17 protein-coding genes are annotated in these 24,460 nt (G+C 74.0%); 6 read left to right on the plus strand and 11 right to left on the minus strand.

Annotated elements, in window-relative coordinates; translation table 11 throughout:
* Positions 1-158 precede the first annotated feature (158 nt).
* From ACFWUY_RS01180 to ACFWUY_RS01200, 5 genes are all read left to right on the plus strand, one after another.
* Complete coding sequence (locus ACFWUY_RS01180; protein WP_384100614.1) at positions 159-659, plus strand: single-stranded DNA-binding protein; 501 nt, start codon at positions 159-161, stop codon at positions 657-659.
* A gap of 225 nt (positions 660-884) precedes the next feature.
* Entirely contained in the window at positions 885-2,339 is a 1,455-nt protein-coding gene (locus tag ACFWUY_RS01185) for an LAETG motif-containing sortase-dependent surface protein (RefSeq protein ID WP_384100616.1), read from the plus strand.
* A gap of 285 nt (positions 2,340-2,624) precedes the next feature.
* The gene (ettA, locus tag ACFWUY_RS01190; RefSeq protein ID WP_384100618.1) at positions 2,625-4,289 is read left to right on the plus strand and encodes an energy-dependent translational throttle protein EttA; all 1,665 of its coding nucleotides are present in this window, start codon (positions 2,625-2,627) and stop codon (positions 4,287-4,289) included.
* Between the two features lie 5 nt (positions 4,290-4,294).
* Positions 4,295-4,720 (plus strand): acyl-CoA thioesterase, encoded by a 426-nt coding sequence (locus tag ACFWUY_RS01195; protein WP_384100620.1) that lies wholly within the window; start codon positions 4,295-4,297, stop codon positions 4,718-4,720.
* Positions 4,717-5,382, plus strand: a complete 666-nt coding sequence (locus ACFWUY_RS01200; RefSeq protein ID WP_384100622.1) for a hypothetical protein — start codon at positions 4,717-4,719, stop codon at positions 5,380-5,382. Before ACFWUY_RS01195 ends, ACFWUY_RS01200 begins: the two co-directional genes overlap by 4 nt.
* 84 nt (positions 5,383-5,466) lie before the next feature.
* Here ACFWUY_RS01200 and ACFWUY_RS01205 read toward each other — a convergent pair whose 3' ends face one another.
* The 5 genes from ACFWUY_RS01205 to ACFWUY_RS01225 all read right to left on the minus strand — a co-directional run bounded on the left by ACFWUY_RS01205 (position 5,467) and on the right by ACFWUY_RS01225 (position 14,217).
* Positions 5,467-6,102: a hypothetical protein gene (locus ACFWUY_RS01205; RefSeq protein WP_384100624.1), complete on the minus strand. Its 636-nt coding sequence runs from the start codon at positions 6,100-6,102 to the stop codon at positions 5,467-5,469.
* A 112-nt stretch (positions 6,103-6,214) separates the two neighbouring features.
* Positions 6,215-7,204: an ABC transporter ATP-binding protein gene (locus ACFWUY_RS01210; protein WP_384100626.1), complete on the minus strand. Its 990-nt coding sequence runs from the start codon at positions 7,202-7,204 to the stop codon at positions 6,215-6,217.
* On the minus strand, positions 7,201-9,996 hold the full coding sequence (locus ACFWUY_RS01215; protein WP_384100827.1) for an FtsX-like permease family protein: 2,796 nt from the start codon (positions 9,994-9,996) through the stop codon (positions 7,201-7,203). The genes ACFWUY_RS01210 and ACFWUY_RS01215 overlap by 4 nt, the downstream gene beginning before the upstream one ends.
* A 215-nt stretch (positions 9,997-10,211) precedes the next feature.
* Entirely contained in the window at positions 10,212-13,562 is a 3,351-nt protein-coding gene (locus ACFWUY_RS01220; RefSeq protein ID WP_384100628.1) for an FtsX-like permease family protein, read from the minus strand.
* A gap of 250 nt (positions 13,563-13,812) precedes the next feature.
* On the minus strand, positions 13,813-14,217 hold the full coding sequence (locus ACFWUY_RS01225; protein WP_384100630.1) for a globin: 405 nt from the start codon (positions 14,215-14,217) through the stop codon (positions 13,813-13,815).
* A gap of 85 nt (positions 14,218-14,302) precedes the next feature.
* Here ACFWUY_RS01225 and ACFWUY_RS01230 point away from each other — a divergent pair, with 85 nt between their 5' ends.
* On the plus strand, positions 14,303-15,256 hold the full coding sequence (locus tag ACFWUY_RS01230; protein ID WP_384100632.1) for a methyltransferase domain-containing protein: 954 nt from the start codon (positions 14,303-14,305) through the stop codon (positions 15,254-15,256).
* A 9-nt stretch (positions 15,257-15,265) separates the two neighbouring features.
* On the opposite strand, the gene ACFWUY_RS01235 is transcribed toward ACFWUY_RS01230, so the two are convergent.
* From ACFWUY_RS01235 to ACFWUY_RS01260, 6 genes are read right to left on the minus strand one after another with little or no spacing between them, the layout of a single operon-like run.
* The gene (locus tag ACFWUY_RS01235; RefSeq protein ID WP_384100634.1) at positions 15,266-16,636 is read right to left on the minus strand and encodes an FHA domain-containing protein; all 1,371 of its coding nucleotides are present in this window, start codon (positions 16,634-16,636) and stop codon (positions 15,266-15,268) included.
* A 41-nt stretch (positions 16,637-16,677) separates the two neighbouring features.
* Positions 16,678-18,009 (minus strand): VWA domain-containing protein, encoded by a 1,332-nt coding sequence (locus ACFWUY_RS01240; RefSeq protein ID WP_384100636.1) that lies wholly within the window; start codon positions 18,007-18,009, stop codon positions 16,678-16,680.
* Between the two features lie 53 nt (positions 18,010-18,062).
* Positions 18,063-19,481: a PP2C family serine/threonine-protein phosphatase gene (locus ACFWUY_RS01245; RefSeq protein WP_384100638.1), complete on the minus strand. Its 1,419-nt coding sequence runs from the start codon at positions 19,479-19,481 to the stop codon at positions 18,063-18,065.
* Positions 19,478-22,021, minus strand: a complete 2,544-nt coding sequence (locus tag ACFWUY_RS01250; RefSeq protein ID WP_384100829.1) for a tetratricopeptide repeat protein — start codon at positions 22,019-22,021, stop codon at positions 19,478-19,480. Before ACFWUY_RS01250 ends, ACFWUY_RS01245 begins: the two co-directional genes overlap by 4 nt.
* A 59-nt stretch (positions 22,022-22,080) precedes the next feature.
* Positions 22,081-23,358, minus strand: coding sequence for a hypothetical protein (locus tag ACFWUY_RS01255; RefSeq protein WP_384100640.1), 1,278 nt, complete (start codon positions 23,356-23,358; stop codon positions 22,081-22,083).
* A 55-nt stretch (positions 23,359-23,413) separates the two neighbouring features.
* Positions 23,414-24,451: a glutamate ABC transporter substrate-binding protein gene (locus ACFWUY_RS01260; RefSeq protein ID WP_384100643.1), complete on the minus strand. Its 1,038-nt coding sequence runs from the start codon at positions 24,449-24,451 to the stop codon at positions 23,414-23,416.
* Positions 24,452-24,460 lie beyond the last annotated feature (9 nt).

Below are 24,460 nucleotides of genomic sequence, written 5' to 3' on the forward strand. Positions count from 1 at the left end.
GGCTTCCGCCTCCTTCCGTCCGGGCTTCCGTTCCCCCTCCCGGGTGAGGGAGTTGCCCCCATCCGCTCGGCCGTCCACAGGCGCGGGCGGGAACTCCCGGTTCGCCCCAGCATGGTGGCGACCGGGAGAAGAGAAACGCAGAGGTTGGGGGCGGGACCATGAACGACACGACCGTGACGCTCGTCGGCAATGTGGCGACGGCTGTGGAGTACCGGGACACGGCGACGGGCGGGGTAGCCAGGTTCCGCTTCGCGGTGACCTCGCGCCGCTGGGACCGGGAGCGGGGGCTCTGGGCCGACGGGCACACCAGTTTCTACACGGTGTCCGCCTGGCGGTCGCTCGGGGCCAACCTCGCGGCCTCGGTGTCCGTCGGGGAACCCCTCGTGGTGCACGGTCGCCTGAGGGTCCGTGAGGACGAGCGCGAAGGGCAGCGCAAGACCTTCGTGGACGTGGCCGCACTGGCCGTGGGGCACGATCTGACGCGGGGCACGGCGGCCTTCCGGCGCTCGGTACGGCCGGATTCCGCGCCGCACACGGAGCCCGCGGCGCGGCCGGAACCGGCGGAATCACTTGTTCCGCTATCCGGGCGGGACCCGTGGGCGGAGGCGGCGGCGGACGCCGCGGCGGAGGCGACAACGCGGCTGGTGACCGTCCCCTGACCTTGCGTCGTGGGGATTTGTCGACCAACTCACCGTGCGTGATAACGATTTCGAGACGGAATGGTTATCTGAACGTATGGCAGGGCACCGGGGGGTTCCGCATCCCTAGGATTCCCGGGTACTCATGTGGCACATGAGCCCATCGGGTCTGTAAATCTGCTGGCGTGCGCTCCCCCCACGCGAATTGACCAAGTTTGCGGAGCGACTCGCCCGGAGGGGAATGCAATGTTTTCAGTTCGTGGGCGCGGCGCTGCCCGCCTTGCCGCCGCGACCCTGGTCTCCGGCCTCGTCGCGGTCGGGACGATAGCGACCGCCGGTCCGGCGCTCGCCGATGACCCCGCCTCGGGTTCCGGCGGTGTCATGGCCAAGCTCAACGGCCTGACCGAGGACATCGCCGACGTCGAGATCACCGAGAAGAACGGTGACAAGTGGTCGGTCGACGGTGGTCTCTTCAAGATGGAGGTCGACGACGGGGGCACTCTCTTCACCTACTGCATCGACCTCCGTACCGGTGCGAAGACCGACTTCAACTACAAGGAAGTCGGCTGGGAGGAGTCCTCGCTGCACAACAACGAGAACGCGGGCAAGATCCTCTGGATCCTGGAGAACGCCTACCCGAAGTTCTCCGCCGAGGCCCTCGGTGCCAAGGTGGGCGTCGACCTCGACAAGAAGGAGGCCGCGGCCGGCACCCAGGCCGCGATCTGGACCCTCTCCGACGACGTCAAGGCGACGCCGAAGGACGCGGACGCCGAGAAGCTGACGGCGTACCTGCTCGAGAAGGCCGTCCAGCTCGACGAGCCGACCGCCTCCCTGAGCGTCTCGCCGTCCTCCGTCGCGGGCAAGGCCGGCGAGAAGCTCGGCCCGATCACCGTCGACACCAACGCCGAGACCGCCAAGATCTCTGTCGCCCCGGGCGCCCCCGCGGGCGTCACGGTCGTCGGCAAGGACGGCAAGGCCGTCACCGAGGTTCCGAAGGGCACGACGGAGCTCTTCTTCGACGTTCCCGCCGGCACCGCCGACGGTTCCGCCGAGCTGACCGCCGAGGCCACCACCAAGGTCTCCCTCGGTCGCGCCTTCGTCTCCGTCGACGGCCCCTCGCAGACCCTGATCCTGGCCGGCTCCAGCGAGTCCACGGTCACCGGCAAGGCCTCCGCGACCTGGGCGAAGACGGGCGCCGTCCCGGCCGTCACGGTCGCCAAGGACTGCGCCAAGGGCGGCCTCGAGGTCATCGCCTCCAACGAGGGCGACGAGGCCTGGACCTTCGACCTGAAGGGCACCTCGCACACGGTCGCCCCGGGCGAGAGCAAGACCATCGCGGTCCCGCTCGCCGAGGACGAGGCGTACAAGTTCACGATCACCGGCCCGAACGGCTTCGAGGAGACCTTCGAGGGCGTCCTGGACTGCAAGACGGCCACCCCCGGCCCGAAGCCGTCCGAGACCCCCACCACGGAGCCCTCGGCCGAGCCCACCCCGTCGGTCACCCCGTCCACCTCCACCGGCACCACCGGTGACACCACGGGCGGCTCCACCGGCACCACCACCACGACCGGTGGCGGCGACCTCGCCGAGACCGGCAGCTCCAACGCCACCCCGATGATCGCGGGCATCGCCGCCGCGCTCGTCGTGATCGGCGGCGGCGCGGTGTTCTTCCTCCGCAAGAAGAAGACCGCCGGCAACTGACCCCAGGCCCCGGTGCCGGCCCCGTCGGCACCGGGACGGAGCCTGACCCCATGGAGTGATCTGCGTCACATCGGAATCACCCCGTGAACCCCGCACGGCCCCGGACCGCTCATCGCGCCCGGGGCCGTCGCACGTCCGGGCCCCGCTCCCGCCCCGAACGCCCCCGCAAGCCCCCGCGAGTCCCCCCGGAGTCCTCGGCTCCCGCCTTACCGGTTTCCGCCTGAGGGTGGCGGTCAGGCAAGATGGGGTGTATCTGCCCACTCACTCCTAGCCGGACGGTTTCTCTTGGCTGAGTACATCTACACGATGCGCAAGACGCGCAAGGCGCACGGCGACAAGGTCATCCTCGATGACGTGACGCTGAGCTTCCTGCCGGGTGCGAAGATCGGTGTGGTCGGCCCGAACGGTGCCGGTAAGTCCACCGTTCTGAAGATCATGGCGGGCCTCGAGCAGCCGTCCAACGGTGACGCCTTCCTGTCGCCCGGCTACAGCGTCGGCATCCTCATGCAGGAGCCGAAGCTGGACGAGGCCAAGACGGTCCTGGAGAACGTCCAGGACGGCGCCGCCGAGATCATGGGGAAGCTCAAGCGCTTCAACGAGGTCGCCGAGCTCATGGCGACCGACTACTCGGACGCGCTGATGGACGAGATGGGCAAGCTCCAGGAGGACCTGGACCACGCCAACGCCTGGGACCTCGACGCGCAGCTGGAGCAGGCCATGGACGCGCTGGGCTGCCCGCCCGGCGACTGGCCGGTCACCAACCTCTCCGGTGGCGAGAAGCGCCGCGTCGCGCTCTGCAAGCTGCTGATCGAGGCCCCGGACCTGCTCCTCCTCGACGAGCCCACCAACCACCTCGACGCCGAGTCGGTGAACTGGCTGGAGCAGCACCTCTCGAAGTACGCGGGCGCCGTCGTCGCCGTCACGCACGACCGGTACTTCCTGAACAACGTCGCCGAGTGGATCCTCGAGCTCGACCGCGGCCGCGCGATCCCCTACGAGGGCAACTACTCCACGTACCTGGAGAAGAAGGCCACCCGCCTCAAGGTCGAGGGCCGCAAGGACGAGAAGCGCGCCAAGCGCCTCAAGGAAGAGCTGGAGTGGGTCCGCTCCAACGCCAAGGGCCGGCAGACCAAGTCCAAGGCGCGCCTCGCCCGCTACGAGGAGATGGCGGCCGAGGCCGACAAGATGCGGAAGCTGGACTTCGAGGAGATCCAGATCCCGCCGGGCCCGCGTCTGGGCTCCATCGTCGTCGAGGTCAACAACCTCTCCAAGGCGTTCGGTGACAAGGTCCTCGTCGACGACCTGTCCTTCACCCTGCCCCGCAACGGCATCGTCGGCATCATCGGCCCGAACGGCGCCGGCAAGACCACGCTGTTCAAGATGATCCAGGGCCTCGAGGCCCCGGACTCGGGCACGGTCAAGATCGGCGACACGGTCAAGATCAGCTACGTCGACCAGACCCGCTCCAACATCGACCCCAAGAAGACCCTCTGGGCCGTCGTGTCGGACGAGCTGGACTACATCAACGTCGGTCAGGTCGAGATGCCGTCGCGCGCGTACGTCAGCGCCTTCGGTTTCAAGGGACCGGACCAGCAGAAGCCCGCCGGTGTCCTCTCCGGCGGTGAGCGCAACCGCCTGAACCTGGCGCTCACGCTCAAGGAGGGCGGCAACCTGCTGCTCCTCGACGAGCCGACCAACGACCTCGACGTCGAGACCCTGTCGTCGCTCGAGAACGCGCTCCTGGAGTTCCCCGGTGCGGCCGTGGTCATCTCCCACGACCGTTGGTTCCTGGACAGGGTCGCGACGCACATCCTCGCGTACGAGGGTGAGTCGAAGTGGTACTGGTTCGAGGGCAACTTCGAGTCGTACGAGAAGAACAAGGTCGAGCGCCTGGGCCCCGACGCGGCCCGTCCGCACCGCGCCACGTACAAGAAGCTGACCCGAGGCTGAGGTCAGTGACCAGGCACATCTACAGCTGTCCCCTGCGCTGGTCGGACATGGACGCCTTCGGGCACGTCAACAACGTCGTCTTCCTGCGGTACCTGGAAGAGGCGCGGATCGACTTCATGTTCCGGCTGGCGCCGGGGGACGGTTCCCCCTCGTTCTCCGGCGGGTCCGTCGTGGCCCGGCACGAGATCGACTACGTGCGGCCGCTGGTCCACCGGCACGAGCCGGTGACCATCGAGTCCTGGGTCACGAAGATAGGCGCGGCGTCGCTGACGATCGCGTACGAGATCAAGGACCCCGACGTCACGTACGTACGGGCGTCCACGGTCGTCGTGCCCTTCGACCTGGCGGCGCAGCGACCGCGACGGATCTCCTCCGAGGAGCGCGAGTTCCTCCAGGAGTACGTCGACGACGGGATGACGTCCGCCGCATGACCGTGCTCGCTCCGCTGCACTTCGCCGACGCCCGGGAGGCGGCGGCCCTCGCCGCCTTCCTGGGCCGGCTGGTCCACTACGACCGGGCCGCCGCCGTCCGCCTCCAGGCAGGCGGCGGGGCGCTGGCCGTCTTCGGCCGTCCGGCGTCCTTCGAGGTGCTCGCGATCCGTACGGCCCGGCTCGTCGACGCCGTGGAACTCGACGTCACCGTCTCCGCCGGTGAACTCCTCGAAGGCATCGAGGAGGCGGCGGGCAAGGCGGTCGTCCCGGACTCCGTGACCGGACCGTCCTGGGCGGGCGTGCTCCCGCCGCGCACCGGCTGGACGCCGGTCGCCGGGCTGCCGGGCGCCGTGGAGATGCGTGGCGCGGTCGCCGCCGCCGTCGCCGAGTTCCGGGCGCGGGACGAGGAGCTGCCGGAGGAGCGGCGGACCAGGGCCGAGCGCGACCGCATCGGCCGCGAGATCTGGTCCAGGACCCTCGGGTCCACCGGTCTGCCCCTGCGGGCCGTGCACGCCGCCCAGTCGCTTGGCTTCCTGCCGCCCACGCCGGAGGAGGCGCCCGTCGCGCTGTTCGCCTCCGGGCCGTGGCTGCGGCTGCGTACCCCGTACGGCTCGATCGCGCTGCGCACCGTACCGATGTCCCTGGCCGTCGCCCCCCGCTGACCGGCGGGTATGCCTCTCATCGGGGCTCATCGGGGCTCATCGGGGCTCATCGGGGTCGGCCCGTCGGGTCCTCGGCGGCCCGGCTCAAGGCCTTCGGCGGCCCGTCGTACGGCCCGGCCGGCCTTTCGGCCGGGGGTCCGGGCGGCTCTCCCACCGGCTGACGTGCCTCGCCCCCGCCGTCGCGGCGGCCAGCGCGAGCACGGCCAGGAACGCCGGGAGCCACGGCGAGTTCGACCCCTCCAACGCCGGGTCCACCCGCCGCCGCGGATCGAAGGCCACCCGGACCGTCCCGCCGTCCGGGGCGACCCGGCGGTCCTCCGCGAGCGTCGACGGATAGCCGCCGGGACAGCGCAGGGTGTGGTGGTAGAGGGTCGTGTCGAGACCGCCGTCGACGATCGCCTCGTGGTGCTCCCCGGTGACCTTCACGACGACGCACTCGGCGACCTCCCCGCGCGCGGCCGCCTGGTCCACGGCCGCCGCCGTCAGGAGCAGCCCGCAGGCCAGCGCGAGCGCGCCGAAGAACCCCGGGTTCCCGGTGACCAGCAGGAAGTACGCGACCCCCGCGACGAGGATCGCGGCCCCGCCGACCGAGACGGCGACCGTCGTGGACGGCGCCGACGCGCCCCCGAAGCACCAGGCCGCCCACACGGCCAGCGCGACCGCGCAGGCCGCGGGCAGGAACACGGCCGCGCGGGCCCGGCGTGCCTTTCTCGACGACATGGACATCACCCCCCGTAGGGAGGGACGCTCCACAGGCCGACGCCGGTTTCCTCGGCCCTCCCGCTCGGCCCTCCGCCCGTTCAGGCCTCCGTCTCCTCGGCCTTCCGCCCGCTCAGCCTTCCGCGTCGTCCGGCCAGACCCCGATGTGGTCCTGTTCGAGCTCGAGCGCCACCCGGTGCTCCATGCCGAGGGCCTGCGTGTACTCCGCCGGGAGCTGGAGCCGGCCCGCGCGGTCGAGCATCGCGTACTCCCGTGCCACCAGCGACTCCTGGCCCTGCTCGTCGACCTCCGTGCGCCGCAGTACCTCCGAGGAGGTGTGGCCGTCGCGGATGGCGACCGTCCGGCGCACCTCGGAGGCGACCGCCTGGTCGTGGGTGACGATCACGATCGTCGTGCCCAGTTCGGCGTTGGCGCGGCGGAAGGCCGCGAAGACCTGCTCGCCGGTGGCCGAGTCCAGCTCGCCCGTGGGCTCGTCGGCGAGGAGCACGGCCGGGTTGTTGGCGAGGGCGACCGCGATGGCCACCCGCTGCTGCTGGCCGCCGGACAGCTGGTGCGGCCGCCGGTCCCGGGCCTCCGCGATGCCCAGCATCGCGAGGAGTTCCTCGGCCCGCCGCGCCTTCTGCCCGGACCGGCCCCGCAACTGCATGGGCAGCGCCACGTTCTGGGCGGCCGTCAGGTAGGGCAGGAGGTTGCGGGCGGTCTGCTGCCAGACGAAGCCGACGACCTCGCGGCGGTAGCGCAGCCGCGCCTTGCCGTCCATGGCGAGCAGGTCGCACCCGGCGACCCGGGCGGCGCCCGCGGTCGGTACGTCCAGACCCGCGAGGATGTTCATGAGCGTCGACTTGCCGGAGCCGGAGGCGCCGACCAGGGCCATCAGCTCGCCCTCCTTGACGAGGAGGTCGAGCCCCTGGAGGGCCTGCACCTCCACCCCGTCGGTGGTGAAGATCCGGACCAGCCGGTCGCAGGCGATGAGCGCGTCATGGCCGTACGAGGGCCGGTCGCGCCGCGCGGTCGCCCGCCGCTCCAGCTCCTCCAGGGTGGTGGGGTCCGCGGCGGAGCCCGTCGCACCGGCGCCCCGGGTCTCGATGTCGGTCTTCGTCATCGTGCGTCTCCTGCCCTGAGTTCCTTGATCGAGCCCTTGCGTCCCGCCCACCACGCCTGTCCTGCCGCCGCCGTCGCCGTCAGGAGGACGACCGCGAGCGCCGGCACCACCAGCGACCACGGGTCCGCCCGCAGCGGCGCGCCGGCCGACGGGGCGAGCCCCGGTGTCGTCGCGAGCGCGAGCCGGAACAGGTCGATGCCGGGGGCGAGCAGCGGCACCGTCGCCCAGCCGACCAGCGTCCCGCCGAGCGCCGCGAGCACCGCCTGCGGCACCGCTTCGAGGCCGAGCAGCCGCCGCCCCTGCTTCCGGGTCAGCCCCATCGTCCGCAGCCGGGCGAGGAGCGTCGTCCGCTCCGGCGCGTTCTGCAGCAGGGAGAGCAGCACCGCCACCACGGCGAAGCCGGCGCCCACGCCGATCGCCCCCAGGTAGATCCGCTCGGCGCCCGACTGGAGCGGCGAGTCCACGTAGCCGGCCCGCGCCTCGGCGCGCGTCGACACGAGGAGGGCGCCGGTCTTCGCCTTCACGACGGCCCGCAGCGCGGCACCGTCCTTCGGGCCCGTGACGAGCAGCACCGTGGGGGTCCGGTGGGTGAGGTCGGCGGCGTTGACGAGGAGGAAGTCGGCGCCGGGCAGGGCCGGGGTGGCCGGCCGGACGGCGACCACCCTGACGTGGAACACGCCGGCCGCCGACACGATCTCCTGCGGCGCGTCGCCGAGCCGTTCGGCGACCGATGGCGAGGCGATCGCGGGCAGCACCCGCTCGGTGTCGGCCGCGGCCTCCTTGCCGCCCTTGCCGGTCGACGCGAGCAGCCCCGCCGGGAACGGGCCGAAGCCCGTGCGCTGGGCGAGCCGGGTGTACGAGCCCGGTTCGACGCCCACGAGGGTGCCGCTCATCGGCTGGGCGGAGGTGCCGAGCCGGGACGGCAGCGCCACCCCGTACTCGATCTGCAGCGGCGCCAGGTCCCGTACCCCCGCCGTCCCGCGCACCGACTCGGTGAGACCGGCCGGCAGCGGGGTCCACTCCACCGAGCCGTCGATCCTGGCGTCCGCGCCGGTCGCCAGGAGGGCGGCCCGGTCGCGGGCGTCGGCGACCCCGGCCAGGACGGAGCCGCCGAAGGCGGCCGTGGTCAGCGCGAGGACGAGCGCGAGCAGCGGGAGCGTGCCGGCCGAGGAGGAGCGTCCGGCGCGGGCCAGGGCCAGCGGGCCGACCGCCCCGCGCAGCCGGCGGGCGGGCCGGCCGAGCCATCGCAGCGGCAGCGGATAGATCCGTACGAGGACCGAGGCGGCGATCAGGCCGACGAGCACCGGGGCGGCGCTCACCAGGTGGTCCCCCGAGTCGCCGGTGCCGCGCAGCCGCAGAGATGCGACCGCGCCCACGGCGAGGACGAGCACGGTGAGCTCGACGACCGTACGGCGCCGGGAGGGGCGCGCGGTGAGCAGGTCGTCCCGGCCGCCGTGCAGGCGTGGCCGCCGGTGCAGGACGACCGCCCGTACCGGCAGGACGAGCAACGCGAGCAGGGCGACGGCCGAGGCGGCGAGGAGGGAGGGCCCGAGGGGGATGCCGCCGGACCCGCCGGGTGCCCGTACGGTCACCACCGCGAGGGCCAGGGCGAGCGCCGCGGCCGGTACGGCGACCGCCGAGGTCTCGCCGAGCAGCCGCAGGCCGATGCCGGTGAGCGAGGCGCCACGGGAGCGGAGCAGGGACAGTTCGCGGTCCCGGCGGGCGACGAAGAGACCGCCGGTCATGGCGAGGACGACCGCGGCGACCGCGCCGATCCCGAAGACGGCGACGGCGACGACCGGGGCGATCGCGTCGCGCATCGAACGGTACGAGTCCACGATCGCGTCGAGTTCGGTGGTGAGCGCGCCGGTGGGCCCCACCACCTTCCGCATCCTGAGCAGGTCGGGGCCGCCGGCCGCCGAGTCGAGCGCGGCGGTGAGCCGGTCGGTGTCCCGGCCGGTGAGGTGGTCGACCGTGGGCATGAACCGGAAGAAGACCTCCTGGTCACCGAAGACGGAGACCACGGCGGGTGCCGAGGCGGGGGAGAGGAGCAGCGCGCCCTGCCAGTAGTACTTCACCTCGCCGTTCGCGATCAGCGGGGCGAGCGCGGGGGTGCGGAGCAGCGGTTCCACCGACCAGTACGCCGACTCCGGGCCGCGCGGCTCCACGATCCCGGTGACCGTCACGGCGAGCGACTCCGTGCCGACCTTGCTCGGCACGTGCACGACGGAGCCGGGCTTCAGGCGCAGGGCCGCGGCGGTCTTCACGGTCACGACCGCTTCCGGCGCGCGGGCCGTGCCCGCGGCGAGCCGGCCCTTCCGCAGCGTCGCGTGTTCGGTGAGACCGGACGGCGAGGAGAGCACGAACTCGGGGGACATCCCGTTGGGCCGGGGCAGCCAGGGATCGAGGCCCTCGGCGCGCTTGACCGTGCGGATCCCGTGGACGTTCTGCCCCGGGTCGGTCCGGATCGGTTCCGGGAACAGGGCGCTCACCGCGTCGTGCTGCTCCTGGAGGGCCTTCGGGCGCAGGCTCGACTCCTCCGGGGTCACGCCGAGCGGGGCGGTGAGTTCGAGGACGGCGTTGCGGGGGGCGGCGGTCCGGATGTCGTGCCGCAGGCCCTCCGTCTCGTACGCGTCCACCGCGCGCGGCAGCGCGGCCGCGAGGTAGGCGGTGACCAGGACGAGGAGGGCGAGGGAGGCGGCGGCCAGGGGCGCGGTCCGCAGCCGGGTCCGCACCCAGGGCGCCACGGCGCGGGCGGGCTTGTCGGACCGGGACGACCGGGACCGGGGCATGTCGGAGGCCTTCCTGCGTACGGCGGGCATGTCGGTGCGGTCGTGGTCGCCGTCGCGGTGGCTGTCGCGGCCCTCGCGGTGGCCGTCGCCGCCGCTGTGGCCGTTGCGGTGGTTGTCCCGGCGGTCGCCGCGGTCGCCGCGGTCGCCATGGTTGTCGCTGTGGCCGTTGCGGCCGTGCTCGCCGCCGTCGCCGTCGTACGGGGTGGTCGGCTCCATCAGTTCTCCCCCTGGTGGCGCAGGGTCACGACCGGGTCCGTGGGGCGCAGGGCGATCACGGCGACCATGACGAGCGGCAGCGCGGCGACGCCGGCGAGCAGCAGCGCCACCTGGCCGACGGGCAGCTCGACCAGGACCGGGGGCACGGGGCGGGCGGCCTGGCCGGTGAGGACGACGAGCGGGACGACGGCCCGGGCCAGGACGGTGCCGAGGCCGATGCCGACGAGCAGGCCGATGCCGATGAGCAGCCCCTGTTCGGCGGCGATCAGCCGGGCCAGGCGGCGGCGCGGCGCGCCGAGCGCCCGCAGCACCCCGAACTCGGCGGACCGTTCCCGCATCGCGCCGGCCGAGCCGACCGCGAAGCCGACGGCGGCGAGCGCGGCCCCGGCGGCGGCGACCGCCATCAGGGCGGCGTTGGGGCCCGCGCCGAGCGGGTCGCCGAGCAGCTCGGCGGCGATCTCGTCGCGTACGAGCACCTGGGCGGGGTTCGCGTCGGGCCGGGCGCGCAGGGCCGCGGCGACCTCGTCCGCCCGGCCGGGGGCGACGGTCAGCCACCACTCGGTGGCCGGCACGGTCGAGGCCTCGCCGGTGGACAGGTACTGGTTGACCGAGGCCAGGTCGAGGAGGACCGCGCCGCCGTCCTCGGGGGTGGCGACGGGACTGGTCGCGGAGGCCGCCCGGGCACCGGGGCCGGTGGTGGGCAGCTCCTCGACGACGTGGTCGACGGTGACGTCGACGCTGCGGCCGCCGATGGAGACCTCGACCGGTTCGCCGGGCTCGGCTCCGGTCGCCGTCATGAAGGCCCCGGTGGCCACGGCCGACAGCCGTTCGGGCGCCCTGGGCCCGGGGGAGGTCATCCGCAGGAGGTACTCCTCGGGCCCCCGGTACTCCTTCCCGGGGGCCGCGCCGGTGACCGCGAAGGAGACGGCGTACGGGGCGGGCCGGCCCCCGGGGCCGGGGGCGCCGGGGACGCCGGACGTGGGACTGCCGCCCTTCGTATCCTCCCCTGCCTGCTCGTAGAGGTGTGTCCAGGCGGCGAGGACCTGCCCCGGGGCGTGGACCCGCTCGCCGCCGTCGCCGCCGACCACGCCGAACCGCTCGACGCGCAGGGTCTGCGTGTCCTTCACGCCGTCGTCGATCGGGGCGGCGGACTCCAGGCCGGTCAGGGTGAGCCGGCCGCCGGAGCCGCGGTTCGCGTCGGTGCCCGGTACGGCGGTCAGGCCGCCGAGGTCCAGGGTCAGCCGGTGCGTCCGGCCGTCGGAGGGCACCGATCCCATGGCCTGCCGGTACGGGACGCCGCTCGGATCCTCCAGGACGGCCGTGACCCGGGTGGCACCGGTCGGTCCTGCGAGCCGCAGGTCGGCGGTGAGCGTCCGGGTGCCGGCGGGCAGCGCCAGGCCGGGGCGGGTGGTCGCCCGGGGAGCGAGCGGTGAGAGGAGGGAACGGACGGGAACGTCGGCGAGGTCGGGGCGCAGCAGCAGACCGTCGGCGGCGTTGCGGGTGTCGACGGCGAGGACGGTCGCGTTCTTCCCGGCCACGTCCATGCTGGTGCGGTGCACCGGGGCCACCGCGCGGACACCGGGCACGGCACCCAGCCGCTCGGTCTGCGTCGGCTCCCCGGGACCGGCGCTCAACACCCGGACGGCCGTACCGGTGCGGAAGTCTGCCTGGTCGCGCTGCGAACGCTCCCACGACCCGCTCTGCCCGATGGCGAGCATGCCCATCGCCACGGCGAGGACGAGGAGGAGGACGGGACCCGCGCCGCGCAGCGGCCGACGGCTGAACTGCCAGCCCGCCAGGGCCGCGGAGAGACCGCGCCCGCCCGCCGCGCGCCGCTCGGCCAGTCGGGCGGCGGGCGGCAGCAGACGCAGGGTCAGGACGGTGCCGGCGAGCAGGGCGAGGGCGGGCGCGGCGATGAGCACCGGGTCGACGGAGTCCCCGCCGGAGTCCCCGGAGCCGAGGGTGCCGCCCGCCGCCGCCGGGCGCTGCAACTGCCAGTACGCGACGGCGGCGACGGCGAGGAGCGCGAGGTCGGCCCCGGCCCGTACGGGACCGGGCAGCGAAGCCGAGCGGGCCTTGCGCAGCGAGACGACGGAGCCGTCCCCCGCGGCGAGCGCGGGGGCGACGACGGCCACCGCGCAGCACAGGGCCACGGCGGCGGCGACCAGCCACACCTGGAGCGAGGCGGTCGTGTCGAGCTCCACCCCGAGCGAGGAGAGCGCGGACCGCTCGGCGAAGAGCCGGGTCAGCGGTCCCGACAGGAGCGGGGCGGCGATCGTCGCGGGCAGGGCGAGCAGCAGCGCCTCGACGGCGGCGAGGCCGGCGATCCGGCGCCGCGAACCGCCGCGGGCCCGCAGCAGCGCCGTCTCGCCGGAGCGCTCGGTGCTGAGCAGCCGGGCGACGAGCAGCAGCGCGTAGGCGGCGAGGAGCACGAGCTGGACGGCGACGATCAGCAGGGTGGAACGGGAGACGAGCAGGGACCGCTGGGTCTGCTCCAGGACGGTGGGGAGCGCGGTGGACGCGGAGACCGTCGTGCCGAACCGGTCCGGGGCCTCGGCGAGTGCCTTCGGGCCCTCGGTCGCCGCGGCGCGCAGGGCGTCGATGCGGTCGGTGGTGAAGCCGGTGAAGTCGGCGGAGCCGAGCCAGGACGTGTCGCCGGAGCTCAGCGTCCCGGAGGCGAGGACCGCCGGGTCGACGAGGAGCGGGCCGTACGTCGTGAAGGCGACCGTCCGCACGCCCCGACCGCCGGCGTGGTCGAGCTGCCAGTACAGGTCACCGGTGTCGACGGGCCGGTAGACGCCGGTGATCCGGGTCTTCACCCGTCGGCCGTCGAGCCGGTCGCCCAGGTCGAGCACGGTCCCGGGGCCGACCCGCAGCCGCCGGGCCGCCTCCTCGGGCAGCGCCGTCTCGACCACGCCGGCCGTCCGGGCGGCCGAGGGCCAGGCGCCCCGGACGAGGGAGAGCTTCGCGCGGTCGAGCGCGGCGAAGTGGGTGAGGTCGGGGTCGCCCTTGCGGGCGGCCGGAGGCTGGAGACTCCGGGGCAGCGCGTACGGTCCGGAGCGTTCGAGCCGCCGTACGGTCACGGGCAGCCCGTCGAAGGTCCTCCGCATCCCCTCCCGGACGGCCTCCTCGGCACCGGCCCGCTCGGCCGCCGGTATCTGCCCCCTCACGAGCAGCGAGGCGGCGGCCGCGGACCGGCCGCGCAGCCCCGCCTGGAGCGCGGCGTCCCCGATCGCCCCGGAGAACGAGGCGAGGGTGGCGAGCACCGAGGTGGTCAGGAGCACGGCGAGCAGCGCCGCGGAGAGCAGCAGCCGGTGCGCCCTGACACGCAGAAATACGAACCCCGTCACCCATCCCCCTGGCCACCCTGATCACGGTGCGCACGCCGGACATCTTCCGAACGCTCCCGGAACTTCCCCCGGATGCTTTCAGAGCGCATGTGCCGCTGGAAACCGCTTACGGACCGACCTTGATGGGATCGTGACCGTTAATCGGCGTTCCGACTCCGGAATGTGTCCGTCCATGGCCGGTGGGACGGCGATAGGGGTTGTGTCCGATGGGACGAGGACGGGTGGGCGAGGACGGTCGGGTGAGGGGGCGTCAGCCGGCCGTGTTCACCATCGAGGCCGCCGCGTAGGTCAGATAGCGCCAGAGCTCACGCTCGTGTTCCGGGGCGAGGGACAGCTCGTCCAGGGCCGCGCGCATGTGGCGGAGCCAGGCGTCGTGGGCCGCCTGGTCCACGGTGAACGGGGCGTGCCGCATCCGGAGGCGGGGGTGGCCGCGGTGGTCGCTGTAGGTGCGGGGGCCGCCCCAGTACTGCATCAGGAAGAGCACGAGGCGCTCCTCCGCCGGGCCGAGGTCCTCCTCGGGGTACATCGGGCGCAGCAGCGGGTCCGCCGCGACGCCCTCGTAGAAGCGGCGGACCAGGCGGCGGAAGGTCTCCTCGCCGCCGACCTGCTCGTAGAAGGTCTGCTCCTGCGTCGTTTCCCCGGGAATCTCGTTCACCGTTCCATCGTCTCAGATGCCCGGCCCTAGGACTTGGGGCCCAGGACCGCTCGCCGGGGACCCCCGACGGCGGGAGAGTGGAGGCATGGACGAACGGCGGGACGAGTTCGCCGAGGCCGGCGCGCGGGCGCGACGGGCGCTCGTGCGGGAGATCGAGGCGGAGGGCGTACTGACCGACCCCGCCTGGCGGGCCGCCTTCGCCGACGTCCCGCGCCACCTCTTCGTCCCGTACTACTACGCCCCCGGGCCCGGCGGCTACGAGCGGCTCTGGTCCGGCGACCCCGATCCCGAGCGGCAGGGCCGCTGGCTGAGCGGGGCCTACGAGGACACGGCGATCGCCACCCGGGTGCGGGACGGGGAACTGCTCTCGTCCGCCAGCCAGCCCTCCCTGATGGCGCTGATGCTCCAGGCCCTGGACGTACGCGACGGGAACGACGTCCTGGAGATCGGCGCCGGGACCGGCTACCACGCGGCCCTGCTCTGCCACCGCCTCGGCGAGGAGCACGTCACCACCGTCGACCTGGACGAGGAGATCACCGAGTCCGCCAGGACCCATCTGGCCGCCGCCGGGTACCGCCCGGCGGTGGTCACCGTCGACGGCGCCCGGGGCTGTCCCGAGCGCGCCCCCTACGACCGGATCGTCGCGACCTGCGCGGTGCCCTCGGTCCCGTACCCCTGGCTCGCCCAGTGCCGGCCCGGCGCCCTCGTCCTCACTCCGCTCTCCACCGGCCTGCTCCTGCTGCGGGTGCGCGACGGGACGCACGCGGAGGGACGGTTCCTCGCGACCTCCGCGTACTTCGTGGCGCTCCGGGGCGCCGCCGGCCGCGTCCCCCGTCCCGACCCGGCCGGGGACGAGCGCTTCCGCTTCCTGTGGCAGCTGGTCGGCGGGACCCTCGACAGGCGCGAAGCGCTCTCGCTCTGGCTGCGCGAGCGGCGGCCGGAGCGGGAGCGCTTCGGGGTGACGGTCAGCGGCGACCGGCAGTGGGCCTGGCTCGACGACCCCGGAGGGCCGTACGCCTGGCCCCTGCCGGACGCGTGAACGCGCGGGTCAGCCCAGGCGGATCGTGATCGTCGTCCAGGCGCCGACGTGCACCCGGTCGCCGTCCTGGAGCTGGACGGGGACGTAGGGCTGGATCGGCTCCTCGCCGCCGTTGACCGTGGTGCCGTTGGTGGAGTTCTGGTCCACCACGGCCCACGAGCCGTCCGGCTGCTGCACCAGCACGGCGTGCTGGTGCGAGACGCCCGGGTCCTCCGGCGGCACCGACAGGTCGATGTCGGGGGACTCGCCGGTGGAGTGCCGGCGGCGGCCGATGGAGATCTGGTTGCCCTGCAGCGGCAGGTGCTTGGCCGGGGAGTACGCGGGCAGGTTCAGGCCCGTGGCCTCCGGGCCGCTGCGCTGCATCATCGCCATGAAGTAGTCGCGGTCCGGGCCGATGACCGCGGTCCAGGACAGGGGCTGCCGCGGCGGCTGGAACTGCTGCGGGGGCTGCTGTCCCTGGTGCTGCCCCTGATGCGGCGGGGGCTGCTGTCCTTGGTGCTGCCCCTGGTGCTGCGGGGGGCCCTGGTGCGGGGGCGGTCCCTGAGGGGGCTGATGCCGCGGAGGGCCCTGGTGCTGCGGCGGTGCCTGCGGGGCCTGGTGCTGCGGAGGCGGCGGCGGTGCCTGGTGCGGCGGTGCCTGCGGGGCCTGGTGCTGCGACGGCGGGGACAGGACCCAGTCGTCGTCCGCGCGCGGCTGCGGCGGCGCGGGCGGAGCCGGGGCCTGGGCCTGGAGGTACGCGGGCGGGGCAGGCGGCTGCTGCTGAGCCGGCTGCTGCTGCGGCGGGCGCTGCGGCGGGGCCTGGTGGTGCGTGGGGTCGCTCCCCAGCGGCTCGGCCGGGCGGTTCACCTGCGAGGGCCGCGAGCCCTGGTACCCGAACGGGTCCTGCGGCTGCTGCTGCTGCGGCGGCGCGGACGGCGGGGACTGGAAACCCGGCGGCAGGTTGAGGCCGGGCGGCGGCCCGGGCTGCTGCTGCGGCGGGGCCGGGGCGTTCTGCGGGGCCACCGGAGTGTACGAGGTCGCCGTGTTCGTGAGGAAGTTCCAGCGGCACTCCTCGCAGAACGGCGCCATGTACTCGCGCGGCGTACGGCACTGCGGGCAGAGCTCCGCCTGGGCCGTCGCGTTCGGGTCGCCACCGGGGCCGAAGCCACCGGGAGCGGCCGGACCACCATGACCGCCGGGGCCGGGCGCGCCGGGGCCACCGGGCGCGCCGGGCGGCGGACCCATCGGGGGCCGGCCGGGGCCGCCGGGGTCGGGATATCCGTACGCGGGGGGAGGCGGCGGTACGGCACCCGTCGGCGCACCCGCCCCGGCCATGCGATGGCCGCAGACCTCGCACCAGTCGTCGGAGACCGACTGGTGTCCGTTCGGGCAGGTCGGCATGTCGGTGCTTCCCCCTCTCGTCGTCCGGCCCGGTGGCCGGGCTACCTCTTGACGCGAACGGTCTTGGTGGAGCGGGTTTCGAGCGTCATCTCGTCCGCATCCGCGACCTTCGCCTTCAAACGCACAGTACCGGTCGCCGCGTCGACGACGTCGACCACCTTCGAAAGCAGTTTCGCCGTATCCGCGTTCCCGGAGGCCGCCGCGAGCTGGACGGCACGGCCCAGTTTGGCCGTCGCGCCGTCGTGATCGCCCGATTTGCGGGCATCGAGACCCTGTTGGATGACGTCCGCCAGCTCGGCCTGGCCCGTGTAGTGCGCGACCTGCGGGTTGATCGACGTCGACATCGCCAGGTCGTCCGTCCACACGGCCCGTACCAGTCCTTGAGACAACGGGCGCGGATCGCCGCCCGCCGGGTCCGGGGCGATCAGGGAGACCCGGGCGGCGAGCATCTCCTGACCGACCGCGGCCCGCGGGACCCGCACGCTCACGTGGTAGTCGCGGGACTCGTCGCCCCAGGAGCCCGTCGGATAGTCCCCGGCGCGCGGTCCGGCCTCCGTACGCCGCCCGGTCAGGTCCTCGACCGTCGGCGCCACCTGCTTCACGAAGGCGATCTCCACCCCGACCGGTGTCCACAGCCGCAGCGCGACGTCCGCGACGCCCTTGCCCATCGCCTGCTCCATCATCGCCGTGAAGTCGGCGGCGAGGGCGGACGGGTCGGCGACGATGTCGGCGGTGCCGAGGAGCGCCGAGGCGATCCCGGTGACCTCCTTGACCTCCCAGTCGGTGCCCACCCCGCGCGCGTCGCAGGTGAAGCGGCCCGAGCAGGCGTCGAGCGCGGCCCGCAGCTCCTCCGGCGACTCGTGCTCGTTACGGCCGTCGGTGAGCAGGATGCCGTGCCGGATGGTGAGCTCGGCGGAGGAGAGCAGCCGGTCCGCGAGCCGCAACCAGGTGCCGATCGCCGTGCCGCCGCCCGCGCTGAGCCGGCGCAGCGACTCCTTGGCCTCGGCCCGGGTCCTGGCGTCGGCGACGGCGAGGCCGCCGTTCCCCGGGTAGACCTCCTTCGCCACGTGCGTCCCGGCGACGACGGCGAAGGACGTGCCGTCGCGCAGGGTGTCGACGGCGGCGGCGGTCGCCTCACGGGCGCCGCGCATCTTGGTCGCGGGGTAGTCCATCGAGCCGGAGCAGTCGACCATGATCACGACTCCGGCCGTGCCGCCGCCGGCCGGGTCGAACAGCCGCTGCCCGCTCGTGCCGCCCCCGGTCGACGTGACCGTGACGATCGCGCTGACGTCACGGCCGCCCTCGGGCAGGAACTCGTTCTGGTAGACGTCCACCGAGAACTGGGGCGTGGTCGGCTTGGAGAAGTTCGCCATCGGTTACGGCTCCTCGGACAACAACAGGGACAGGGCAGGGGATCGGCGACCGCTCAGGCGGATCCTGCCCCTGGGGGAGAGACGGTGAACGGCACGAGGGCGACCGTGATGTTGTCGTGGCCTCCGCCGTCCAGGGCGTGGCCGACGAGGACCTGGGCACTGTGCAGCGGGCGGTCCGCCGCGTCGGCCGGGACGACCCGGGCCATGTCCTCGGCGCCCTCCGCGTAGTTCCACAGGCCGTCCGTGCAGACCACCACCACACCGGACCGGTCCGGCTTGAACGCGGCCGTGTGCGGTTCCAGTTCGTACGCGTCGGCGCCGAGCCAGCCGGTGATCGCGTGGGCGCGCTCGTCCGCGTACGCCTCGGCCTCGTTCATCAGGCCCGCCGCGACCATCTGGGCGGCCCACGAGTCGTCCTCGGTGAGCCGGGCGGGCGGGGTGGCGCGGTCGTCCGGCACCCAGTAGACGCGGCTGTCGCCGACCCAGCCCACGACGAGCAGGCCGTCGGCGACGACCGAGCCCACGATGGTGCAGGCGGGCGCGTTGCGGTGGCGGTGCGGGTCGTGCTCCGCCCCGTCCTGGCCGGGCTCCTCCGCGAGGGAGTTGACGGCCTCGGACGCGGCCACGATCGCCTCGTGCATCGCCTGCTGCGGGTGGGTGCCCCGGGGCAGCGCCGCGAGCAGCGAGGCGCCGGCCGCCTCCGCGGCGGCGGCGGAGGCCTCGTCGGGCCGGGTCGCGGAGGACACGCCGTCGCAGACGATCGCGACGGTGGCGGGGGAACCGTCGGGGAGCGTGGTCGCGGAGACGGCGAACGCGTCCTCGTTGCGGTGGTGGCGCAGCCCCCGGTCGCTGACGGCGGCGACCCCGGTCAGCTCCCGCTCCATGTGGTCGCGCTCGCGTGGCTGCGCGTGACCGCAGTTCTCGCAGTAGCCGTCGGTGTCCACGCGCCCGGCCCGGCAGGCCACGCACACGGCGGCGGCGTGGGCGGCGGGCGCCGGAGCGGCGTGGGCGGGAGCGGCCGGAGCCGGTGCCGGAGGGGGCGGAGCCGCAGGGGGAGCGGCCGGTGCCGGGGGAGGAGCGGCCGGGGTCGCCCGTACCGCCGTACGCGGGTCCGGCGCCGCCAGTTCGAAGTCCCCGGTGCCCGCCGTGGTGTTCCCGCCGGGCGGCACCGGGCCGTCCGTGCGGACCGGCATCGTCGGCAGGTCACGGCCGCCGGAGTCGGTGCCCGGGAGGTCGCCCGGGTGCTGGGTCATGGTCGACAGCGAACCGGGCTCCCGGGGCGGGGCGTCCGGCCAGGCCACGGGGGTGCCGATGACCACGGTCGGGCGGTCCGGCTCCACCCCGGCGGCCGGCACGGCCGTCAGGTCGTGACCGCACGCCCCGCAGAACCGGTCACCCGACTCCAGCGGCTCCGCGCAGTCCGGGCAGACCACGAGTCCGTGCGACGGCTTCGGCTTCTGGGACATCCTCACACCCACGTCCGGGGGCGGAAGCGGTTGGCCCGCTCCACCAGTTCGATCCTCTCCTCGCCGCGCTGGGCGAGCCGGGCCAGCACCCGGTACGAGCGTTCGAGGCCGAAGCGCAGTCCGCGCTCGTCCAGTTCACTCCCGAGCAGCAGCGTGCCGCCGCCCGGTTCCGCACCGGGACTTCCGGAGAGTACCCAGTCCAGGGCCGCTCCGAAGACCTCCGTCGACAACTGCTCCCGGCGCACCGCGTCCAGACCGAAGCCCTGGAGCGCGGAGACCTGCGCCGCCGCAGCCGTCAGATCGGCGCCGAGCGGCTCCCACGCCGGGCGCCGCCGCAGCCGCGCCCGCACGGTCGCCACCCGGGCCGCCGTGTAGTGGATGGAGGCCTCCGGTACGGATTCCAGGGCCTGTACGGCTCCGGTACGGTCGCCCGCCGCGAGCCGCACCCGGGCGAGCCCGAAGGCCGCGCTGACGAAGCTGGGGTCGGTGGCCCACACCAGGCGGTAGTACTCGGCCGCGTTGTCCAGCTGACCGAGCACCTCGGCGCAGATCCCGAGGGCCAGCTTCGGTGCCGGTTCCCCGGGGAAGGCGTCGTAGATCGCGTCGAAGGCGAGCGCCGCGTGCTCGTGGCTCCCGGTCACCAGGGAGGTGACGCCCCGGTACCAGACGACCCGCCAGTCGTCCGGGTCACGCTCCTCGATCCCGGCGAGGGTCCGTACGGCGGCGGGCAGGTCGCCCAGCTCCAGCTGGGCCCGCAGGGTGCGCAGCCACAGCTCGGCGGAGGGCACGGGCGCGGCGTGGAGCGCGGCGAGCAGCTCGCCCGGAGCGGCGGCGGCCAGACCGGCGAGGAAGCCGGCGTTGGGGTCGCCGGGGTCGACCCGCGGCACGGGCAGCGCGAGCGCGGTGGCGGGCGCGTCGAGCGGCGCGAGCAACTCCCCGAGCCCGGCCGCGCCGACACCCGGCCCGGCACCGGGCGCGACACCCGGCCCGGCGCCCGGCGCGACGGGCGGCACCGCACCGGGCGCGACGGGCGGCACCGCACCCGGAGCGGCCCCGGGCAGCGCCGGTGCCTGCTGCTTGCGTCCCCTCCGCGCCCCGAGCAGCGACACGTCCTCCGTCAGCTCGGCGAAGAGCGTCGTGTCCGTGACACGGACCTCCGTGCCGAACAGCGTCGAGAGCGCCGGCCGCGGTCGCCCCGACTGGAGCGCCACCACCTCCCGCAGCACACCCGTCAGCTGCTCGGCCATCTCCTGCGCGGAGGCGAACCGGCGCGCCGGGTCGGGGTCGGTGGCGCGGACCAGGAAACGGTAGAACGACTCGTACGTCCGGAAGACCGCGATGTTGTCCGGGTCGGGCAGCGAGTCCACGAAGACGTTCGTGTAGCCCTGGAAGTCGAAGGTCATCACGGCGAGCGTGCGCGCCACCGTGTACAGGTCGCTCGCCACCGAGGGGCCGACCTCGGCCACCTCCGGCGCCTGGTAGCCGACCGTGCCGTAGATCGCGGACTCGTCGTCGTCCATCCGCCGGACCGCGCCCATGTCGATGAGCTTCAGCTGGTCCTCGGACTGGATGGCGTTGTCGACCTTGAAGTCGCAGTACAGCAGGTTCCGGCTGTGCAGGTGCCCGAGCGCCTCCAGGGCCTCGATGCCGTACGCGCAGGCCTGCTCGACCGGCAGCGGGTCGCGCCGGCCGTCCGGGGTGCGCCGGTCGTTGGCGATCTCCTTGAGCGACTTGCCGCCGACGTACTCCATGACGATGTAGCCGTCCATGGAGCCGGTGCGCTGGTCGAGGTGCTCGACGAAGTTGTAGATGCGGACGATGTTGGAGTGCTCGATCTCGGCGAGGAAGCGGCGCTCGGAGATCGCGGCGGCCATGGCGTCCTGGTCACCGGTGTCGAGGAGGCCCTTGAGGACGACCCACCGGTCGGAGACGGCCCGGTCGACGGCGAGGTAGATCCAGCCGAGACCGCCGTGCGCGAGGCAGCCCGCGACCTCGTACTGGCCGTGGACGATGTCCCCGCCGCGCAGCTTCGGCACGAAGGAGTACGGGTGCCCGCACTTGGTGCAGAAGCCCTCCGTACGGCCCGGCCGCTCACCCCGCGAACGCCCCACGGGCGCCCCGCAGTCGGAGCGGGAGCAGAATCGCTTCCGCTCGGGAACCTCGGGGTTCTCCATCACCGCGCCCCGCGGATCGGGGCGCGGCACCTCCGGGATCGACACCAGACCCGCGCCCAGCCGGTTCCTGGCGGACTGGCCGGTCGACGAACCCGAGCTGCGCACCGAGACCGAGCGGGACGTGGAGGCCCCGGAGAGCGAACGCGAGAGCCGCCCGGAGACCGAACGCCGGGAGGTCGACGACCGCGACGAGGCCCGCGAGGACGCCCGCGAACCGCTCCGCGAGGAGCTGGAGTCCGGACCGCCGACACCGCTCGCGCCGGCCCCCCTGCCGGGCACGGCCATCCCCGTCGGCGTCGAGCCGATGAGCCCTCCGGGCGCCACCACCGGGGCGAGCCCACAGGTGTCGCAGTACAGCTCACCGCCCCCCATGTCCTCGTACGAACCCTCGCACGAAGGACGCTGACAGCTCCCCACGCCCGTCTCCCCGCTCACCACTGTCGTCCTCCCGCGTCTCTCGGGCCGGACAGTACGTCCGCCGCCGCCTGCTGGTAGCGCAGCACGGCCTGTTCCGCCACCCGCAGATCGCAGGGCGCGCTCCACAGCATCCTGCGGGCCGCGTCGTACCGCTCCACGAGCAGCGGGTCCTCCGCCGCGCCGAGGCGCGCCACCTTCGCCTTGTACGCGTCGAGCCGGCCGCGCAGCTCGGCCCGGACCGCGAGCGGCGCCGTGACCGCGGTCAGCGACTCGCGGGCCCGCAGCAGTTCGTCCTCGGCCTCCCGCTCCAGGGACTCCAGGAGCGGGGAGAGCCGGTGCCACTGGGCGTGCCTGCGGTACTCGGCGGCGGTGGCGAGCCGCTCCTGGAGCACGGTCGGCGGCCCGCTGACGGCCGGCACCTCGGAGGCGGCGATCTTCGCGAGGACCTCGCCGCGCGCGGACCGCGCCTCGGCGAGCGTACGGTCCGCCCGCGAGAGCACGTCCCGCAGCCGGAGGAGACGGTCCTCGGAGTCCTTCCGGACCGCGAGCACCGCCTCGATCTCGCGCCGGACGTCCTCGAGGGCCAGGGCCGCCCGGTCGTACCGCCCGGTGTCGGGACGGCCCCCGCCGGGCGCCGAACTGCCCGCCGCGGGACGCCAGAACGCCAGCGGATCGGTCACCACCTGGGAACGCAGCCTCGTCAGCTCGGCGGTGATCGCCTCCAGCTCGTCCCCGGCCGGGTGCTCCCCTGGCCGTACGCCGACGGAGTGGGCGAGCGAGCGCGTACGGCCCAGCTCGGCGGCGAGCAGGTCTATCCGGGCGGGCAGCGCCGACCAGACGGCGTCGGCGGTGACCACCAGGTCGAGCGAGGACGCGTACAGCTCGTTCATCCGCCGGACCAGGCCCTCGAGCGTGAACTGCTCGGAGAGCAGCCCCTGCTCGCCCGCCCCGCCCGCGACGAGCACGCTCTCGCCGCGCAGCCGGTCGGTCAGCTCCACGAGTTCCTCACGGCCGGGCCAGCGGCGCCGGGCGCGCAGCTCGCGGGCCTCCCGCAGGGCGGCCGTGTACACGTCGAAGCAGGTCCAGAGCAGGGTGATGGTCCGCTCGGCCGCCGCCCAGCGGTCCCGGGTCGTGCCGGTCAGCTCGGCCCCTTCGAGCAGCCTGCGGCCCGCGTGGTCCTGGAGCGCGAGGAGCGAGTCCTCGATCGCCTTGTGCTCGGCGCCGAGCCGCCCCAGCGCACGGTCCACCTCGTCCCGGTCCATCACCGGCCCAGGGGGTCCCGTGACGCCCATCGATCACCTCTTCCGCCGCGTGTCCAGGGGCTGCATGCCGGTTTCTCCGGCCGGGTCACTTGTACAGGGGGGCGGGTGGCCCGGTTATCCCGGGCAGGTCCGCCTCGAGCCAGTACGCGTACGCGTCCTGCCACGGTTTCTTCCGGTACTCCACCAGGACCTGGTTGACCCGGCGGACCAGGTCGTCGTTGCCGAGCTTCGCGGCCACCCCGTAGAACTCGGTGGTGAACGGCCGGCCCTTCAGCTCGACCGCGGGGTCCTGGGCGGCCTGCCCGGCCGCGAGGGCGTTGTCGGTGACGACGGCGTCGACCTCGCCCAGCTGGAGTCTGGCCAGACAGTCCAGCTGGTTGGGGACGGTCAGCAGGTCCTCGTCGTCCTTGGTGCCGTCGCCCTTGTCCTTGAAGAGCGCGCCGAAGGAGTTCTCCTCCAAGGCCTCGTAGGCGGTGGAGCCCTCGGCGGTGCAGACCCGCTTGCCGCGCAGCGAGGAGTCGTAACCGGTGATGTCCTTGGCGCGCTTGGGCGCCAGGACCTGCTGCCCGGCCTGGAAGTAGGCGGTGGAGAAGGCGGCCTGCTGGATCCGCTTGCAGTTGATCGTCATGGTGCGCACGACGAGGTCGATCTTGCCGCTGTTCAGGAGGGGGATCCGCTGGTTGGTGGGGATCGCCCGGAAGATGACGGCGTTCTCGTCGCCCAGGATGTCCTTGGCTATCGCCCGCGCCAGATCGATGTCGAAGCCCTCCAGGGTGCCCTTCTCCGGGTTCCGGTAGCCCCAGCGGAAGCTGGACTGGTCGACGCCGACGACCAGCTTCTCGCGGTCCTTGATGGCCCGGATCGACGGGCCGTCGGCCGTCGAGGGCCGCAGGGACGCCTCCGGGTTCTCGCAGGTGTCCGCCTTGACCTGGACGCCGGTGCCGACGCCGGGTCCCGGGCCGGGCACGCCGGGCGTGGCCGCCGCGTCGCCGCCGTCGTGGGTCAGCGGAAGCAGGGTGAGCGAGGCGGTGAGCCCGCAGGCCACGGCCATGGCGGCCACCCCGCCCCAGCCCCGGAACCGCCGAGCCGTCCGCCGCACCAGCGGGTACGTGCCGTTCGGCATCCCGCCCCC

It is taken from the genome of Streptomyces sp. NPDC058664 (genome assembly GCF_042716635.1).
Taxonomy (GTDB): Bacteria; Actinomycetota; Actinomycetes; order Streptomycetales; family Streptomycetaceae; genus Streptomyces.

Bases quoted from the DNA above. Each gene is read 5' to 3' on its own strand.
- ACFWUY_RS01180 (WP_384100614.1), top strand. From the start codon at position 159: ATGAACGACACGACCGTGACGCTCGTCGGCAATGTGGCGACGGCTGTG.
- ACFWUY_RS01185 (WP_384100616.1), top strand. From the start codon at position 885: ATGTTTTCAGTTCGTGGGCGCGGCGCTGCCCGCCTTGCCGCCGCGACC.
- ACFWUY_RS01200 (WP_384100622.1), top strand. From the start codon at position 4,717: ATGACCGTGCTCGCTCCGCTGCACTTCGCCGACGCCCGGGAGGCGGCG.
- ACFWUY_RS01205 (WP_384100624.1), bottom strand. From the start codon at position 6,102: ATGTCGTCGAGAAAGGCACGCCGGGCCCGCGCGGCCGTGTTCCTGCCC.
- ACFWUY_RS01210 (WP_384100626.1), bottom strand. From the start codon at position 7,204: ATGACGAAGACCGACATCGAGACCCGGGGCGCCGGTGCGACGGGCTCC.
- ACFWUY_RS01215 (WP_384100827.1), bottom strand. From the start codon at position 9,996: ATGCCCCGGTCCCGGTCGTCCCGGTCCGACAAGCCCGCCCGCGCCGTG.
- ACFWUY_RS01230 (WP_384100632.1), top strand. From the start codon at position 14,303: ATGGACGAACGGCGGGACGAGTTCGCCGAGGCCGGCGCGCGGGCGCGA.
- ACFWUY_RS01235 (WP_384100634.1), bottom strand. From the start codon at position 16,636: ATGCCGACCTGCCCGAACGGACACCAGTCGGTCTCCGACGACTGGTGC.
- ACFWUY_RS01240 (WP_384100636.1), bottom strand. From the start codon at position 18,009: ATGGCGAACTTCTCCAAGCCGACCACGCCCCAGTTCTCGGTGGACGTC.
- ACFWUY_RS01250 (WP_384100829.1), bottom strand. From the start codon at position 22,021: ATGGGGGGCGGTGAGCTGTACTGCGACACCTGTGGGCTCGCCCCGGTG.
- ACFWUY_RS01255 (WP_384100640.1), bottom strand. From the start codon at position 23,358: ATGGGCGTCACGGGACCCCCTGGGCCGGTGATGGACCGGGACGAGGTG.
- ACFWUY_RS01260 (WP_384100643.1), bottom strand. From the start codon at position 24,451: ATGCCGAACGGCACGTACCCGCTGGTGCGGCGGACGGCTCGGCGGTTC.